The 15,383-nt window shown below is 65.8% G+C and carries 13 protein-coding genes and 3 tRNA genes; 12 read left to right on the top strand and 4 right to left on the bottom strand.

The genetic code is table 11. The annotated features are described in order from the left end of the window. The first annotated feature begins 9 nt into the window (after positions 1-9). From dusB to AC50X6_RS11505, 5 genes are all read left to right on the top strand, one after another. Complete coding sequence (dusB, locus tag AC50X6_RS11485) at positions 10-1,188, top strand: tRNA dihydrouridine synthase DusB (protein WP_494966339.1); 1,179 nt, start codon at positions 10-12, stop codon at positions 1,186-1,188. Next, positions 1,181-2,470 carry a deoxyguanosinetriphosphate triphosphohydrolase gene (locus tag AC50X6_RS11490; RefSeq protein WP_494966340.1) on the top strand — a complete coding sequence of 430 codons (1,290 nt, stop codon included), beginning with the start codon at positions 1,181-1,183 and terminating at the stop codon, positions 2,468-2,470. Before dusB ends, AC50X6_RS11490 begins: the two co-directional genes overlap by 8 nt. 52 nt (positions 2,471-2,522) lie before the next feature. Then, positions 2,523-4,475, top strand: coding sequence for a DNA primase (gene dnaG, locus AC50X6_RS11495; RefSeq protein WP_494966341.1), 1,953 nt, complete (start codon positions 2,523-2,525; stop codon positions 4,473-4,475). Positions 4,476-4,565: 90 nt separating this feature from the next. After that, positions 4,566-4,638: transfer RNA gene (locus AC50X6_RS11500), tRNA-Asn, on the top strand. A gap of 136 nt (positions 4,639-4,774) precedes the next feature. Then, a tRNA-Asn gene (locus AC50X6_RS11505) sits at positions 4,775-4,847 on the top strand. 81 nt (positions 4,848-4,928) lie between these two features. Here AC50X6_RS11505 and AC50X6_RS11510 read toward each other — a convergent pair. Continuing rightward, a complete protein-coding gene (locus AC50X6_RS11510) occupies positions 4,929-5,336 on the bottom strand; it encodes a hypothetical protein (protein WP_494966342.1) in 408 nt (135 codons plus the stop codon). Positions 5,337-5,577: 241 nt separating this feature from the next. Continuing rightward, complete coding sequence (locus AC50X6_RS11515) at positions 5,578-6,801, bottom strand: multidrug effflux MFS transporter (RefSeq protein WP_494966343.1); 1,224 nt, start codon at positions 6,799-6,801, stop codon at positions 5,578-5,580. A 186-nt stretch (positions 6,802-6,987) separates the two neighbouring features. Here AC50X6_RS11515 and AC50X6_RS11520 point away from each other — a divergent pair, with 186 nt between their 5' ends. The 5 genes from AC50X6_RS11520 to AC50X6_RS11540 all read left to right on the top strand — a co-directional run bounded on the left by AC50X6_RS11520 (position 6,988) and on the right by AC50X6_RS11540 (position 11,035). Beyond that, the gene (locus tag AC50X6_RS11520; RefSeq protein WP_494966344.1) at positions 6,988-7,905 is read left to right on the top strand and encodes a phage holin family protein; all 918 of its coding nucleotides are present in this window, start codon (positions 6,988-6,990) and stop codon (positions 7,903-7,905) included. Positions 7,906-7,960: 55 nt separating this feature from the next. Further along, complete coding sequence (locus AC50X6_RS11525; protein ID WP_494966345.1) at positions 7,961-8,590, top strand: CDP-alcohol phosphatidyltransferase family protein; 630 nt, start codon at positions 7,961-7,963, stop codon at positions 8,588-8,590. After that, positions 8,590-9,495 (top strand): DMT family transporter, encoded by a 906-nt coding sequence (locus AC50X6_RS11530; RefSeq protein ID WP_494966346.1) that lies wholly within the window; start codon positions 8,590-8,592, stop codon positions 9,493-9,495. Before AC50X6_RS11525 ends, AC50X6_RS11530 begins: the two co-directional genes overlap by 1 nt. A gap of 121 nt (positions 9,496-9,616) precedes the next feature. After that, positions 9,617-10,813: a glycosyltransferase gene (locus AC50X6_RS11535; protein ID WP_494966347.1), complete on the top strand. Its 1,197-nt coding sequence runs from the start codon at positions 9,617-9,619 to the stop codon at positions 10,811-10,813. 148 nt (positions 10,814-10,961) lie between these two features. After that, positions 10,962-11,035: transfer RNA gene (locus AC50X6_RS11540), tRNA-Ile, on the top strand. Positions 11,036-11,127: 92 nt separating this feature from the next. Here the strand turns inward: AC50X6_RS11540 and AC50X6_RS11545 are convergent. Next, positions 11,128-11,754 carry a site-specific integrase gene (locus tag AC50X6_RS11545; protein WP_494966348.1) on the bottom strand — a complete coding sequence of 209 codons (627 nt, stop codon included), beginning with the start codon at positions 11,752-11,754 and terminating at the stop codon, positions 11,128-11,130. A gap of 173 nt (positions 11,755-11,927) precedes the next feature. Between AC50X6_RS11545 and AC50X6_RS11550 the strand changes: the two genes are divergently transcribed. Together AC50X6_RS11550 and AC50X6_RS11555 are read left to right on the top strand one after the other, a co-directional pair. Beyond that, the gene (locus AC50X6_RS11550; RefSeq protein ID WP_494966349.1) at positions 11,928-13,280 is read left to right on the top strand and encodes a type IV secretory system conjugative DNA transfer family protein; all 1,353 of its coding nucleotides are present in this window, start codon (positions 11,928-11,930) and stop codon (positions 13,278-13,280) included. Next, positions 13,264-13,773 (top strand): hypothetical protein, encoded by a 510-nt coding sequence (locus tag AC50X6_RS11555; protein WP_494966350.1) that lies wholly within the window; start codon positions 13,264-13,266, stop codon positions 13,771-13,773. Before AC50X6_RS11550 ends, AC50X6_RS11555 begins: the two co-directional genes overlap by 17 nt. 242 nt (positions 13,774-14,015) lie before the next feature. On the opposite strand, the gene AC50X6_RS11560 is transcribed toward AC50X6_RS11555, so the two are convergent. Next, positions 14,016-15,200, bottom strand: coding sequence for a metallophosphoesterase family protein (locus AC50X6_RS11560; RefSeq protein WP_494966351.1), 1,185 nt, complete (start codon positions 15,198-15,200; stop codon positions 14,016-14,018). Positions 15,201-15,383 lie beyond the last annotated feature (183 nt).

Genomic DNA, 15,383 nt, shown 5'->3' on the forward strand with positions numbered 1-15,383 from the left:
AATGTAGGGGTGACTGTTGTAGCAACGCCTCCCGCCCCGACGCTGGAACTCCCGCCCCTGAAGCTCGGCCCCATCACGGTGGACACCCCCGTGATTCTGGCTCCCATGGCTGGCATCACCAACTCCGCCTTCCGCCGGCTATGCCGTGAATACGGCGGTGGCCTCTACGTCGCCGAGATGGTCACCTCGCGCGCCCTTGTGGAGCGCACGCCGGAATCGCTGCGCATCATTTCACACGACGACGACGAGAAAGTCCGCTCCGTCCAGCTCTACGGCGTGGACCCCGTGACCGTCGGCCAGGCCGTCCGAATGCTGGTCGAGGAAGACCGCGCGGACCACATCGACCTCAACTTCGGCTGCCCCGTGCCCAAGGTGACCCGGCGCGGCGGCGGCTCGGCCTTGCCATGGAAGATCGACCTCTTCACCTCGATCGTCCAGACGGCGGTGAAAGAAGCCGCCAGGGGCAACGTCCCGCTCACCATTAAGATGCGCAAGGGCATCGACGAGGACCACCTGACGTACCTCGACGCCGGCCGGATCGCCCGCGATTCCGGCGTGGCCGCCGTCGCGCTCCACGGCCGCACCGCTGCGCAGTTCTACTCCGGCCAGGCCGACTGGTCCGCGATTGCCCGGCTGCGCGAGGCGCTTCCTGACATTCCGGTGCTTGGCAACGGTGACATCTGGTCCGCCGAGGACGCGATCCGCATGGTCCGCGAAACCGGCGTCGACGGCGTCGTCGTGGGCCGCGGCTGCCAGGGACGGCCGTGGCTGTTCGGCGACCTGATGGCTGCCTTCGAAGGCAGCAGCAAACGCCACAAGCCGGACCTGCGCCAGGTGGCCGAAAGCGTCTACCGCCACGCCGAACTAATGGTGGAAACCTTCGGCGACGAGGGCAAGGCGCTCCGCGAAATCCGCAAGCACATGGCCTGGTACTTCAAGGGCTATGTGGTTGGCAGCGAACTGCGGACCAGGCTGGCGATGGTGACCAGCCTCGAGGTGCTCCGCGGGACGCTGGACCAGCTGGACCTTGATTCGCCGTACCCCGGAGTCGATGCCGAAGGCCCACGCGGCCGCGCAGGCTCGCCCAAGAAGCCCGCGCTGCCCAAGGACTGGCTGCTGGACCGCAGTATGGACGCCGCACAGTCGCGGGACATCTCCTTCGCGGAACTGGACGTGTCCGGTGGCTGAAACCAGGACAACCGCCCCCGTCCTGGACGGCTACGACGCCCGCGACTTCGCCCGCTGGGTGGAGGAACCGCCCAAGACCACCTACCGCTCGGACTTCGAACGCGACCGCGCCCGGGTGCTGCACTCCTCTGCGCTTCGCCGGCTCGGCGCCAAGACGCAGGTCGTGGCACCGGACACCGATGACTTTGTCCGCACGCGCCTGACCCACAGCCTCGAGGTGGCACAGGTGGGCCGGGAACTGGGCCGCGCCCTGGGGTGCGACCCCGACGTCGTGGACACGGCCTGCCTGAGCCACGATCTCGGCCACCCGCCCTTCGGGCACAACGGCGAGTCGGCCCTGAACGAGGTTGCGCACGCCATCGGCGGCTTCGAGGGCAATGCCCAGACCCTGCGCCTGCTGACCAGGCTGGAGCCCAAGGTCCTCACCCCGGACGGCCGCCCCGCCGGGCTGAACCTGACCCGCGCCAGTCTCGACGCAGCCGCCAAGTACCCGTGGTCGGCGGAGAACGCCCCCATCATCCACGGCCAGCGGACCAGTAAGTTCGGCGCCTACGAGGACGACCTTCCCATCTTCGACTGGATCCGCGAGGAGGCACCCGAGCGGCGCTCCTGCCTCGAAGCCCAGGTCATGGACCTTGCCGACGACATCTCCTACTCCGTGCACGACGTCGAGGACGCGATTGTGGCGGGACACTTCCAGCTGCGCTGGATGGACAACCCGGACCACCGTGCCCGGGTCGTGGGCTACGCCAGGCAGTGGTATCTGCCGCACAACGATCCCGCCGCGATCGACGCGGCGCTGGCCCGGCTCGAAGCCACGAGCGTCTGGGTCCGCGAGGCCGACGGCAGCCGCAAGTCCATGGCCGCGCTCAAGGATATGACCAGCCAGCTCATCGGCCGGTTCTGCCAGCGCGCGCTGGAAGCCACCCGCGCCGTCTACGGTCCGGAGAACCTCACGCGCTATAGCGCCGAGCTGATCGTCCCGGAGGAGACTGTGATGGAAATCGCCGTGATGAAAGGCCTTGCCACCACGTTCGTCATGACTACCGAGCACCGGCAGCCCATCTACGAACGCCAGCGCGAAGTCCTCCATGCCCTCGTTACCGCGCTGAGCGCCACCGGCGACCGGAACCTGGAGCCGATGTTCGCCGCCGACTGGCGCGACGCGCAGGACGACGGCGCGCGGCTGCGCGTTGTGATTGACCAGGTCGCTTCGCTGACCGACGGCTCCGCGCTGGCAATGCATGAGCGGCTCGTTGGCAGTCTGCCGTCGCTGTGGTGACTGGCACCATAACCAGCCCTTCGGCGTCGTACCCGGGTACTAGGATGGCACTGTGGCCGGCCTGATCAAACGCGAAGATATCGACGAAGTACGCCAGCGCACGGACATCAAGGAAGTCGTCGACGGCTATGTGACGCTCAAGGGCGCGGGGCTGGGCTCCTTCAAAGGCCTGTGCCCCTTCCATGACGAGCGTTCGCCCTCGTTCACCGTCCGTCCCCAGGTGGGCAGATACCACTGCTTCGGCTGCGGCGAGGACGGCGACGTCATCTCTTTCGTGCAGAAACTGGACCACACCTCGTTCCAGGAAGCCGTGGAGAAACTGGCCGCCCGGATCGGCTTCGAGCTCCGCTACGAGGATGGCGGCTCCGGCCCCAACCGCGAGGACATCGGCCGCCGGCAGCGCCTGCTCGACGCGCACAAGGTCGCCGACGAATTCTTCCGCGCCCAGCTCCTGACCCCCGGTGCCACCGAGGGCCGCAACTTCCTGCACGAGCGCGGCTTCGACCGCACCGCGGCCGAGCAGTTTGGCGTCGGCTATGCCCCGCAGGGCTGGGACTCGCTGCTCAAGCACCTCCGGGGACGCGGCTATACCGACCCCGAGCTCAAGCTCACCGGCATGTTTTCTGAGGGCGGACGGGGGATCTACGACCGTTTCCGGGGCCGGCTGATCTGGCCGATCCGGGATATCGCAGGGGACACCATCGGCTTCGGCGCCCGCAAACTCTACGAGGACGACCAAGGCCCCAAATACCTCAACACCCCCGAAACCGCGCTCTACAAGAAGTCGCAGGTCCTCTACGGGATCGACCTTGCCAAGCGGAACATCGCCAGGGAACGCCAGCTCGTCGTCGTGGAGGGTTACACCGATGTGATGGCCTGCCACCTGGCCGGGATCACGACGGCGGTGGCCACCTGCGGAACCGCGTTTGGCACCGATCACATCAAGATTGCCCGCCGACTGCTTTCCGACGACGGCAGCGGAGGTGAGGTCATCTTCACCTTCGACGGCGACGCCGCCGGCCAGAAGGCTGCGCTGCGCGCCTTCGAAGAGGACCAGCGCTTCGTGGCGCAGACCTATGTGGCCGTCGAGCCCAACGGCGCCGACCCCTGCGAGCTGCGCCAGTCCAAGGGTGACGCGGCCGTCCGTGAGTTGATCGACACCCGCCGCCCGTTGTTCGAGTTCGCGATCCGCGCCGCCCTGAAGCGGCACAACCTGGACACCGTCGAGGGCAGGATCGCCGCGCTGCGCGAAGCCGCCCCGGTAGTAGCCCAGATCCGCGACGTCGGCATCCGCCCCGCCTACGCCCGCGAACTGGCCGGCTGGCTGGGCATGCCGGTGGAGGACGTCAGCCGTGCGGTGGGCGCCGCGGCCAAGCGTGCCCCCCAGCCGCCGTCCGGGGGCTCCGCACCCGGGCATGGGGGACAAGGGCAGGGTTCCGGCTACGGTTTGGGGGCCGGCGGGGGAGCTCCGGCCCGGTCGGCGCCGGGTGTCGCGCCACTGCCGCGTTCGGCAGTTCTGCCGTCCTTCAACCGGCCGGATCCGCGCGACCCGGTGGCCTCCATGGAGCGGCAGGCGCTTGAGGTGGCCTTGCAGGAGCCCGCGATGCTGGAAGGCGAGACCTGGCATCGCTTTTCCGAGGCACGCTTCTCGACGCCGGCGTACCTTGCCATCCACGAGGCTATCCGGGCCACCGGGCTGGCCTTCACGGGTGATCCGGTGCGTTGGGTGGAGGCGTTGCTGCAGGAGGTTCCCGAGCCGCTGCGGCCGCTCGTGTCCGAGCTTTCCGTTGTCCCGCTGCCGGCCAGTACCGCGGACGGGGTGCTGCGGTACTGCAAGGACATCCTGGCGCGCCTGTTCGAGCTGCAGATCACCCGGGTCAAGGCGGAAAAGATGGGCCAGCTGCAGCGCCTTGATGCCTCGTCGGATCCGGAGGAATTCCAGCGGCTCAACCGCGAGCTCATGCAGCTCGAGATGCAGCGGCGGTTGCTTCGTTCGGACGCTTGAGCATCCCGGCTGTGTTGTCCCGGCTGTTGTCCCGTACGGGGGCAATTTCACTTCCCGGCGAGGTGTTTGCTAGGCTTAGATCCGCTTCATTCCTCCTTAGCTCAATTGGCAGAGCATTCGACTGTTAATCGAAGGGTTGCTGGTTCAAGTCCAGCAGGAGGAGCGCGCAGTCCCCGTTCCGGGTCACCGGGACGGGGACTTTTCTATACCCGGAGGGGGTATTTTCGATTTCCTGCGGGCCGGGCGCGCTGCCGATTTCCAAAGCGGCAGATCCTTTGCTAATGTCATACCTGCTTCATTCCTCCTTAGCTCAATTGGCAGAGCATTCGACTGTTAATCGAAGGGTTGCTGGTTCAAGTCCAGCAGGAGGAGCGGACAGGTCCCGCGGCCGGCAAACAACCGGCTGCGGGACCTTTTTTGTGCCTGGGAATGGTGGGGACGTCGCGGGGCGCCTCAAACGAAGTACATCTCCACCTGCAGGAACCGCTCCGCCTCGGCCACGGCGGCCTCGAAGGCCTCATGCTCAGTGGGGGACTGCCTTGGTACGCGGGGATGCCACTCATGCGGCGCCGAATGGACCTGGGTGAAGCCGCCGCCGGGCGGGGCGTAAAAGATCCCGAAGCGCTGCACGGGCCATTCCGGGGAGGTCTCCGGGGCAACCAGCAAGGCGGAGTCGTAGGCCGGGTTGTACCACTGGGCGATCGGGCGCCGCCGGTCCTCCGTGAACAGCCCGCCGGCGAAGAGGGCCGCCGACTGGGAGCTGGTCTGGCTGCACAGGCGATCCCACCACAGAGGCAAAATCCCGGCGTCGCACCGCTGCCACGTGGCCGGTAGGGGCGGAGGATCCTGCCAATCGGGCACACTGCAACTTTATCGCCCGCGGCGGATCGGGAACAGTGCCCGAGGACAGGGCGCGAAGCCAGGCCCTGAAGACAGGCCCTGAAGACGGGGCACCAGACCCCGCCCGCCGCCGCTGCCCCCGCCGTCGGACATGTCCCGCGCCGGGGTGGGCGGATGGACACAATGCAAATATGCCCACTTGCGGGCGCCAAGAATGGGCATATCCCGCTGGGAGTGGGTGGCGGAGCGGCCGGGGATCGTTCTAGCCGATCGCCGGTACCGTGCGCGGCCTCACAACGAGCCAGAGGGCGGCTGCGCCGAGGAAAATGCAGACGGCCTGGACTGAGCCCATCGGGGAGGCGGAGCTGACGCCGAGCCAGCCCACTACGGGCGAGACCAGGCCCGCCAGCATAAACGTGGCCGCGCCGAGCAGGGAGGCCGCGGTGCCGGCCTGCGCGCCGTGTTTGGCCAGCGCCAGCACCTGGACACAGGGAAAAGTGAAGCCGGCGCCGAGGATGTAGAACCAGAGCGGCACCAACACGCCCCACAGGCCGAAGCCCAGCTGGTCGAAGATCACGATCAGCACGGCCATGAGGAACATCCAGGCTGTCGAGCAGGCCAGGATCCACTGCGGCGGAACCCGGCGGATAAGCCGGGAGCTGGTCTGGACACCGGCGACGATTCCCAGCGAGTTGACGCCGAAGAGCAGGCCGTACTGCTGGGGGCTGAAGCCGTAGACACCCTGGAAGAGAAACGGCGAGGCGGACAGGTAACTGAACAGCCCGGCGAAGTTCATCCCGCCCACCAGCAGCAGGCCCACGAAGATCCGGTCCGCGAACAGAACCCCATAGCGCTGGCGGGCGGTCATCCCAGTCTTCCCGCGGAGCTCCCTGGGTAAAGTTTCGCGGACCACGAACACGGCAGCGATGATGACGCAGGACCCGTAGCCGGCCAGGAAGAAGAAGATGCCAGGCCACGGCATGAACAGCAGCAGCTGCGAACCGATCACGGGGGCGAGGATCGGCGCGAGGCCGTTCACCAGGGCCATCCGGGAGAACATCCGCACCATGGCGTAGCCGCTGAACAGGTCCCGGACCATCGCCATGGCCACCACGCTGCCGCCCGCGGCGCCGATGCCCATGAGGACCCGGAACAGGCCCAGCGTGGTGATGTCCGTGGACAGTGCCGCGCCCAAGGACGCGGTGATGTGCACGGCTGTGGCCAGGATCAGCGGTATCCGCCGGCCGAATTTGTCGCTCAGCGGGCCCACCACGAGCTGCCCCAGGGCGAAGCCCACCGTCGTTCCGGTCAGCGTGAGCTGCACGGCGGCCGCTGAGACCCCGAGGCTCTCTTCCAGGGCCGGGAATGCGGGCAGGTAGAGGTCAACCGTGAATGGCCCCAACGCGGTCAGGGCACCCAGCATCAAAATGTAGAGGAGTTTGCGACGTCGGCTTAGCGAATCGCCGGGATTGCTGTGTGTACTCACGGAGTTCAATCCTAGGGCCACCCCGCAGCCGCGCCCCGGCCGGCAGCAGGGGACGCGCCACACCCCGCCGCCGCGCCCGGCCGGGAGCCTGAATGGTAGTTTTGACACCGGGGTGTGCGTGAAGCGGCGCACACCCGTCAAGCCCGCGGAAGCGGATTCACAGATGTAACCAGATAGGCGGGACCGATGAGCGGACGTCACAGCGGCGGGACAAGCGGCGGGAAAAGCGGTAGAGTCCGCATTTCGGCGCTGCCCGGAACCTTGAAACTGATCTCCAAACTCGCTCCCCGGCAGCTCAATGACGAGATCGCCTTCGCCAAGATCGAGCTCAAGCGCAAGGGTATCCAGGTCGGCGTCGCCGCAGCCTTTCTCGCCGTCGCGGTGGCCTTCGTTTCCTTTTTGGTCATCGGGCTCATCGTCGCCGCGATCATGGGCCTCGCCACGATCATGCCGGCCTGGCTGGCGGCACTGCTGGTCTGCGGCGTTTTTCTGCTGATCGCCCTGATCACCGGGCTGCTGGGCGTCGGCAAGTTCAAGAAGGCCATGCCGCTGGTTCCGCAGGAAACCATCCGCGGCTTCAAGTACGACCTCGGTATCGCGAAGGAGGGTTCCGCCTTCGACCCCTCAGTTCTGGATCCCAACTCCGAGAAATACAAGGCAGCCAAGGCAGCCAAAGCCGAGGCTGCGGCCAAGGCGAAGGCCGAGAAGGAAGCCAAGGCTGCTGCCGAGCCGGACTTCGGCCCGCCGCCCGGCGAAGCTGAACTGCGGCGCCGGCTGGACCAGCGCCGCAGCCACCTCGCGGGGGTCCGGGATGACCTCACCGGGGAACTCGATGTGAAGACCCAGGCGCAGGCGCTGCTTGCCGCCACCCAGGCAAAGCTGGGGGACGGCAAGGACCAGCTCAGTGCCAAGATCACCGCGTTCCGGTCATCGTCCCGGAAGCCGTCGACGACGAAACGGACGACGTCGGCCAGCGGCACCGAGGGCGCCCCGCGGTCCTTCAGCATCGCCGGACAGCTCGGGCGGCGCTGGAAGCCGCTGGCCGCGCTGACCGCATCGACGGCCGCCCTGGTGTTCCTGCTGCGCAGACTCGTCAAGGGCTAGGAAGACCACTGAACGCCGAGGCGACACCGTTGACAGCCATGGAAAGGGGGAACCGATGAAGTTCATCGGCGCTGGTGCCCAGCCCGGGCAGCCTTCGATCCACCACGATACGGTTTTCACCGTCCCCAATCTCCTGACGGTTGTGCGGTTCCTCGGCGTTCCACTTTTTATCTGGCTCGTTCTCGGGGCACAGGAATACGGCTACGCCGCCCTCGTACTGGCGATCATGGGCAGCACCGATTGGGTGGACGGCTACGTTGCCCGCCGCTTCGACCAGATGTCCAACCTCGGCCGGGTCATGGACCCCATCGCCGACCGGATGTCGTTGATCGCGGTCGCCGTAACGCTGGTAATCGCCGGCGTCGTCGAATGGTGGTACCTGGCCGCGCTCCTCGTCCCCGACGCCATTCTGCTGACACTTTCGCTGTATTACTTCCACGGCCACCCCGACCTGCCTGTAAGCAGGATCGGCAAGATCAGGACAGCCCTGCTGCTGGTCGGCACCCCGCTGCTGGTGCTCGCCAGACTGCCAATCCCGGCCACCGAGGTGTACTTCGTGGCCGCCTGGATCTTCCTGGGCATCGGCCTGGCGGGGCACTGGATCGCCGGTTACAACTACTTCCGGGCCATCATCCGCAAGGGCAAGGAACTTAGAAACAATGCCGACGACGGCGGCTCCCGCTGATGGTTTGGCTCGCCCTGCTGCTGGCAGTTCTTGGCGCCTTTTGCCTGGCCATCGGCGCCCAGCGCCAGGGAAGCGCGGTCAAGGCGGACACTGGCGGACTGGCCCTGAGCGGCCACGGGCTGCTTCGCCTGATCCGGAGCCCCCGCTGGGTCTTCGGGCTGCTGCTCCTTACCGCGGGCATGGCGTTGAACGCCGTCGCCCTGGTCATGGCTCCCCTCACAGTGGTCCAGCCGATCGGGGCGATCGCGCTCGTCATTACCACGATCGTGAACGCCAAGGACCAGGGGCTGAGCATCAACCGCGCCACGGTGGTGGCAATTTCCGCCTGCGTCACGGGGTCCGCGCTGTTCGTTCTGCTGGCCGTGAACGTGACCCAGGAGAACCATCGCGTGAGCTCCTCCGACGAGCTGACTATCGTGCTGCTGCTGGCGCTGGCGGTCGGCCTTTTTGGGACGTTGGCCCTGATGTTCAAGCACCGCATGAGTGCCTTCATCTATATCCTTGGCGCAGGTGTCCTGTTCGGGTTCGTCGCCGTGCTCACGCGCATCATCGGCAAGCACCTGCTGGACCAGAATGGCCTGGGACTGCTGAATGTCCCGTGGTACTCCGTCGTCGCGATCGTGGCCGCGGGCGGCCTCGGCTCCTGGTTCGTCCAGAGCGCATATTCCGGCGGCCCGCCGGACCTCGTTATCGCCGGACTGACTGTGATCGACCCGATGGTCGGCATCGCGATCGGGATCACGATCCTCGGCGAGTTGCGGCCCGACGTGCACGCCGTGATGGCGATTGCGATGGGAACGGCCGCTTCGCTTGCTATCGTGGGAGTGATCGCCCTGTCCAGGCATCATCCCGAGGTCACCAAGCGCAAGAAGGACGCGCGGAAGGACTCGGGCCGGGTGTCCTAGGGCATCCACCGGACTTCAGCAGCAGGCCGGGCCACGGCCGGGCCCGGGCGTGCCGGCACCGAAGGCCGGCGGGCCACCAATGTCCCTGCTGCCCGCACCATGAACACCAGGAGCTTTCCACGTGACCATGCCCGATAACCAGCACCCGCTGACCATCCTGATTGCCGCGGACACGTACCCGCCCCACGTCAACGGCGCCGCCATGTTCGGTTACCGCCTCGCCAGGGGCATGACCGCGCGCGGACACAATGTGCACGTCCTGGCCTGCCGGCCGGACACGGGCAAGAGCTACAGCGAGTTCGGTGACGAAGCTACAGTCCATCGGATCCGCTCGCACTCAGTGCCCACCCACGACTACTTCCGAATCACTTTCCCTTGGGAGATCAAGAAGGAAATCAGCCTGCTGTTCGACCGGATCCAGCCCGACGTGGTGCACATTCAGAGCCACTACATGATCGGCGAGCACGTGCTGTACGAGGCCGTGAAGCGCGGCATCCGGATCGTGGCAACCAACCACTTTATGCCCGAGAACCTGAACCCTTTCCTGCCCTTCCCGCAGTGGTTCAAGGACATCGTGGGCCGCATTTCCTGGAAGGACATGGGCAAGGTCATGGGCCAGGCCGACGTCGTCACCACACCCACGCCGCTGGCGGCCAGTGCAATGCACCAGCACGCCTTCCTCCGCAAGGTCCTCCCGCTCTCCAACGGTATCGACGCTGCGGCCTATGAGCTCCAGCCCGGCGAGGAGCCGGAGCGCCACCCGAGCCCCACCGTATTGTTCGTGGGCCGGCTCGCGGAGGAAAAGCATATCGATGTCCTGATCGACGCCGTCGCCAAGACGCCCCGGGACCTTGACGTCCGTCTCGAAATAGTCGGCGGCGGCGAGGTGCGCCCGGCCCTCGAGGCCCAGGTCGCCAGGCTCGGCCTGCAGGACCGGGTCAAGTTCCTGGGTCTGGTCAGCGACGCGGAGCTTCGCTCGGCGTACCTCGCGGCGGACCTGTTCTGCATGCCAGGCACGGCCGAACTGCAGTCGCTGGTGACGCTGGAGGCGATGTCCGCCTCCACCCCGGTGCTGCTCGCGGACGCCATGGCCCTTCCGCACCTGGTGCACGACGGCGAGAACGGTTACCTCTTCACTCCTAACGACAGCGACGACCTGTCGGCCAAGATGGTCCGCGTGCTGATGCTTCCGGCGGATGAACTGGCGGCGATGGGCAAGGCGAGCCGGGGCGTGGTGGAGAATCACAGCATCGAACGCACCCTCCGGGCCTTTGAGGAGCTCTATCGCGGCGCCAGCTACGACGACATGGTGGTCTGACGGACCGGGCTGTTCGGCCGTTACAGGCCGTCCTGCGGCGGAGGCCTGCACTGTTCGGCCGGTCCGGCCCAGGACGACTACTATTGCTAGAGTGTTTTCCCCGGAAGCAGTCCGGCCCCAGCAGGGCGGGAGCGGGTTCCGGGTCCATGGGGCTATAGCTCAGCTGGTTAGAGCGCGGGACTCATAATCCTAAGGTCCTCGGTTCAAGTCCGAGTAGCCCTACCTCGAAAGAGCCCCTGACCTGCGTAAACGCGGATCAGGGGCTCTTCTCCTTTGAAGTTCTAAGGTAGGCATCCACCGGATACCCACCGGATTCATTCCATGCGCTGGCCGAACGCCTCCAGCAGCGTCGTGTTGTCCGGCGCCTCGTGGGTCTTCTGGACGTAGTGCTTCCGCGTCACGTTCTCGCTGGAGTGGCCCAGCTGGGCGGATGCCACGGCCATGCCTGAGGAGGCCTCCAGCAGGGTTCCTACCGTCTTTCGGAAGGTGTGCGGGGTGACCCACTCGAAGCCGAGCTCGTCACGCGCTGAGCGCCACTGCTTGCGGAAGTTGTTGGGGTCCCGAAGAGAACCGACGGCAGAGGGGAACACGACGTCCCACGGGTTGGCCTCCAGCTGCCCAATTTGCCGCCTCAGAAGCATCTCCACGGCGAAGGCGGGCAAGAAGTACCTCTGGCGGGAATGGGCGCTCTTAGGGTGGTCCTGGATAGTCAGGCCCTGACCCGGCATGTAGACGATGGTCCCGTTCACCGTGACCGTGGGGCGGGCAGCCTTCAGATCGATGTCTTTCCAACGGATCGCAAGGGCTTCACCGATCCTCGCCCCGGTGGCGAGCATGATGTCGACGACGTCGAGCATGTCCACGGTGGGATAGCGGCCGGCCTGCTTCTTGCTGGCCTCCCACTGGCGGAGCCCGGCACGCAGGGCGCCGACCTCCGCCACGGTCAGGGCTCGGACTTCCTTGTGGCTGGTTGGAATCGCGGCGACTTCACGCAGCGGGTCGGCCCGGCGCTACTCCTGACGGCCACGCTCGCCGTCGGGTCTGTCCTGGTCTGGCGGAGGTGGAAGCAACCAGGTGCGTGGCTGCGCCAGGACATTCTGAACCGCGAGGGGACGTGGCGTGGACTTTGGGACGTTCCCGCGGCGTCACGATCCACGTCTCCACCGAGGAATCCTCGGTCATCCAAGGCGCACCGCGCTCAGGTAAGGGGCTGTACGTTGTCATCAACGCGATCCTCGACGCGCCGGGCGCTTTGGTCACCACGTCCACCCGGTCCGACAACCTGGTGGTCACGATGAAGGCCCGCGCCACCGGCAGCAGGCCGGTAACAGTGTTCGATCCACAGGGCATGTCCGGGCTGCCTTCAACGCTTCGATGGTCTCCAGTCCGCGGCTGCCAGGATCCTGACACAGCCACCCGCCGCGCCCTCGTCATCACCGCAGACACCGAGATGAAGGGCGAAAACGCGGCCTGGCAAAAGCGCTCGCTGATCATCCTGCAGTGCCTCCTCCACGCTGCGGCATTGTCCGGGGAGGGCGTCCGCGCGTTTCGCCGCTGGTCCTCGAGCCCTGTCCTGGCGCGTGAGGCGCTGGAGGTACTTAGCCGGCCCGAAGCAGCGCTGGGATGGCATGCCGATCTGATGGGGATACTCGAGGATGACCTCAGGAACACGTCAAACTCCTGGATCGGCGTCTCGGCTGCTGTTGCGCCGCTGTCATCGCCGAAAGTACTCGCCGCGCTGGACCCATTGGACGAATCCGAGGAATTCGATCCAAAGACATTCATCCGTGACTGCGGCACCCTGTATCTGATCGGCACCCGCGCCGGAGCCGCCGCAGCAGGTCCGTACCTTTCGGCCCTGATCGATGACATCGACAATGCCGCCCGCGAGATGGCCTTTATCGCCCCCGGAGGCAGGCTGGATCCGCCGCTGTCCTTGATCCTGGACGAGATTGCGAACCTGGCACCTTGGCCGGGCCTGCCCATTGCCCTCTCTGACGGCGGCGGCATCGGTATTTCCACTCTTGTGGTCCTGCAGTCGCTGTCCCAGGCGCGGACGGGCTGGTCGATCGATGAGGCCGCAACCATCTGGGACTCGGCCGTCATCAAGGTGATCTTCGGCGGCGGCTCTGACGAGCGTGATCTTCGTTCGCTCGCCGGGTTGCTGGGGGAGCGGAGCCTGACGCTGAACACCCGTTCCTGGTCAGCGCAGGGCCGCCAGGACGTTGAACAGATCAGGGAGAGCCCGGTCTTGCCGCTCGATGAGATCCGGCGCCTGCCGACCGGCACGGCCCTTATGCTGGGGCGTCGAACCCGCCCCATCCTGTTGGATCTTCGCGAATGGCACAAACGCAAGGACGCCGCCGAACTTGGCCGGTCGAAGCTGGAGCTTGAACAAGCCCTGGCCGACGGGCACCGCGTGCGGCAGCAAGCAGCGGAAGAGGTGAGCGATGGCGAGCCAGGATGACACCGAACGCTTTGAGATCCCCTCAGCAGGAGGAGACGACGACGACCTGACGGCCGAGCTCTTCCGATCCGCATTCCGTCCGCCCGGGAGGGCGACCGGCGTGACGTACCGTTGGCGGGAACTGACGGCCGCGCAGGCCGGTACCGTATGGGGCGACCTGGCGGTGTGGGTCAGATGGCTTGTTTCCACGTACCAGCTGACGACGTCGGTGGTTCCGGATTGCTGGTGGCGTCACCCCGAGATCGTTGCCGAGCTCTACGCGCTGCACCGGACGGAACTGGCCTCCTATGCCAGCGACGATTCCGGTTTCGGGCCGCTCGCCTTTCACGAGCGGCTGCCCCATGCAGTAGAGCGTCTGCGGACCCATACCCGGACGGCCGGCTGCGTGGGCCTTCAATCGCACAAGGAGCCCGCCTTGAGGATCCTGCGGCTGGACGCGCCGGGCTTCGCTGAGTGGCAGACGGCTTCCCACCAGGCCGGTGACGAATTCTGAAGTCCTGGGGTCCGCGCCTGGCAGGACTTGAATTCTTGTCCACAGGGTAGTCCTGGCGGGACACCATGGAGCATGCCGGCCGGACAGTCCGCCGACGCCAGCGACGAGTGGCGGGCCCAGCCCATCTAACCGGCTTGGCCCTACTATGGGTTGAGTCAGAGAAGGTAAGCGGGCCGTCCGGGTGCTATCAGACGATTCGTTCGCAGCCCTGTTGGTATTCCCGGCCCCTAGCCGAGCCTTTGTTAGCCCTGAGACGGATTCAGCGGGAGGGGAACCATGGGCTGGTCATTGGCGGTGAGGTCTATGCCGAGATCTTTGGCGAAGACGAGCCTTGTGTCCTTGTAGATTGTGGGATGGTTCTCATCCAACTCGAAGACGCGCGCACCGCGGAGACGGTTCCGTTCCGGGCCGGGCAGTCCGTAGGCACCGAATCCGGTTCCGGGTGCGTAGCCGAGCTGAACACCGTAGTAGTTGCCTACATACGTGTTGACGTGATCGTGCCCCACGAAGTATCCGGCCACATCCCCTCGTTCCAGGAAGGCGTTGAACAGGCCGGAGTTGATGGGGCCGGGGCATTCGTCCTCGTTCCGTTCGCCGACTATGGTGTGCCTGGTGACGGCCCGCGCGTGATCGGCATCTGTTCGCGAGTCGAGGCTGGCGAACCACATGTTGCGGTGCTCATGAAGCGCGATATGGCCCCACATGAGTGAAGGGATCTTCTTTCCGTACTTTTTCTCTGCTGCGATTGATTGATTCCGGTACCACGTGACCTGGTCCATGCGCACCCAGTCCCAGTCCGGGTAGCCCTCGAAGGTCTGATCGTCGATGCTGTCGGGGGCATAGCGGCCGGTGTCGATGAGCCAGAGGCCAAAGGCCGGCGCTTTTGACCGGGAGGATTGAACGAGCAGTTGCGAGTTGGAGGTACCGGTGAGTCCCGGGGTGGAGTCGGCGTTAACGTTGAACTCGTAGGTCTGCAGGAATTGAAGCATTTTGGCTTCGGTCATCCCCGTTCGCTGCACCGAATCTTCGTCGTGATTGCCGAACGTTACGGCCCAGGGGATCTGCCGGCGTTCCATGGGCTGGACCACGTGGTTGAGCGCTTGTTTGACCTCCAGCTCGGAGTCGCATCCTCCATTGATGACATCTCCGTTGATGACAACAAAGTCCGGCTTTTCCGTATCAAGGGTCCGGTCCATGAGTTCGATTGTGCGACGGTCCGTCTGCTCATCGTCCTGGGTGTCGTTGAACTGAACAATTTTGAATGCGCCGTCTGGGCGAAAGGCAAGCGTCGGTTTTGGTGCCTTCGCGCCTGGTGCTGCCACGCTCGCGGCTCCCGCAGACGCCGTGATTCCCAATGCCCCAAGCACTCCGGCAGCAGCCAACGCCGCCCGCCTGCTGAGTTTGGGCTGGTGGATACTCGTCGTCATCGCGACCTCTCTTAATCACTGATACGGCCTCAATGCCGGCCGCCGGCCTGTCCAGACGGTACAAGACGGAAGCGTCCGGGGCAGAAACAGGTAGTGAACGCCCGTATTCAAGATTGCGACCCTGGCCGCCTGGCGGTACATCCGTCCAAACTCGCGCAGAGAACGACAGGCAATAGACGAAGG

The organism is Pseudarthrobacter sp. HLT1-7 (assembly GCF_059383435.1).

Coding starts and splice junctions, on each gene's coding strand:
- AC50X6_RS11520 (WP_494966344.1), top strand. CDS start 6,988: ATGAGCGGACGTCACAGCGGCGGGACAAGCGGCGGGAAAAGCGGTAGA.
- AC50X6_RS11525 (WP_494966345.1), top strand. CDS start 7,961: ATGAAGTTCATCGGCGCTGGTGCCCAGCCCGGGCAGCCTTCGATCCAC.
- AC50X6_RS11530 (WP_494966346.1), top strand. CDS start 8,590: ATGGTTTGGCTCGCCCTGCTGCTGGCAGTTCTTGGCGCCTTTTGCCTG.
- AC50X6_RS11555 (WP_494966350.1), top strand. CDS start 13,264: ATGGCGAGCCAGGATGACACCGAACGCTTTGAGATCCCCTCAGCAGGA.
- AC50X6_RS11560 (WP_494966351.1), bottom strand. CDS start 15,200: ATGACGACGAGTATCCACCAGCCCAAACTCAGCAGGCGGGCGGCGTTG.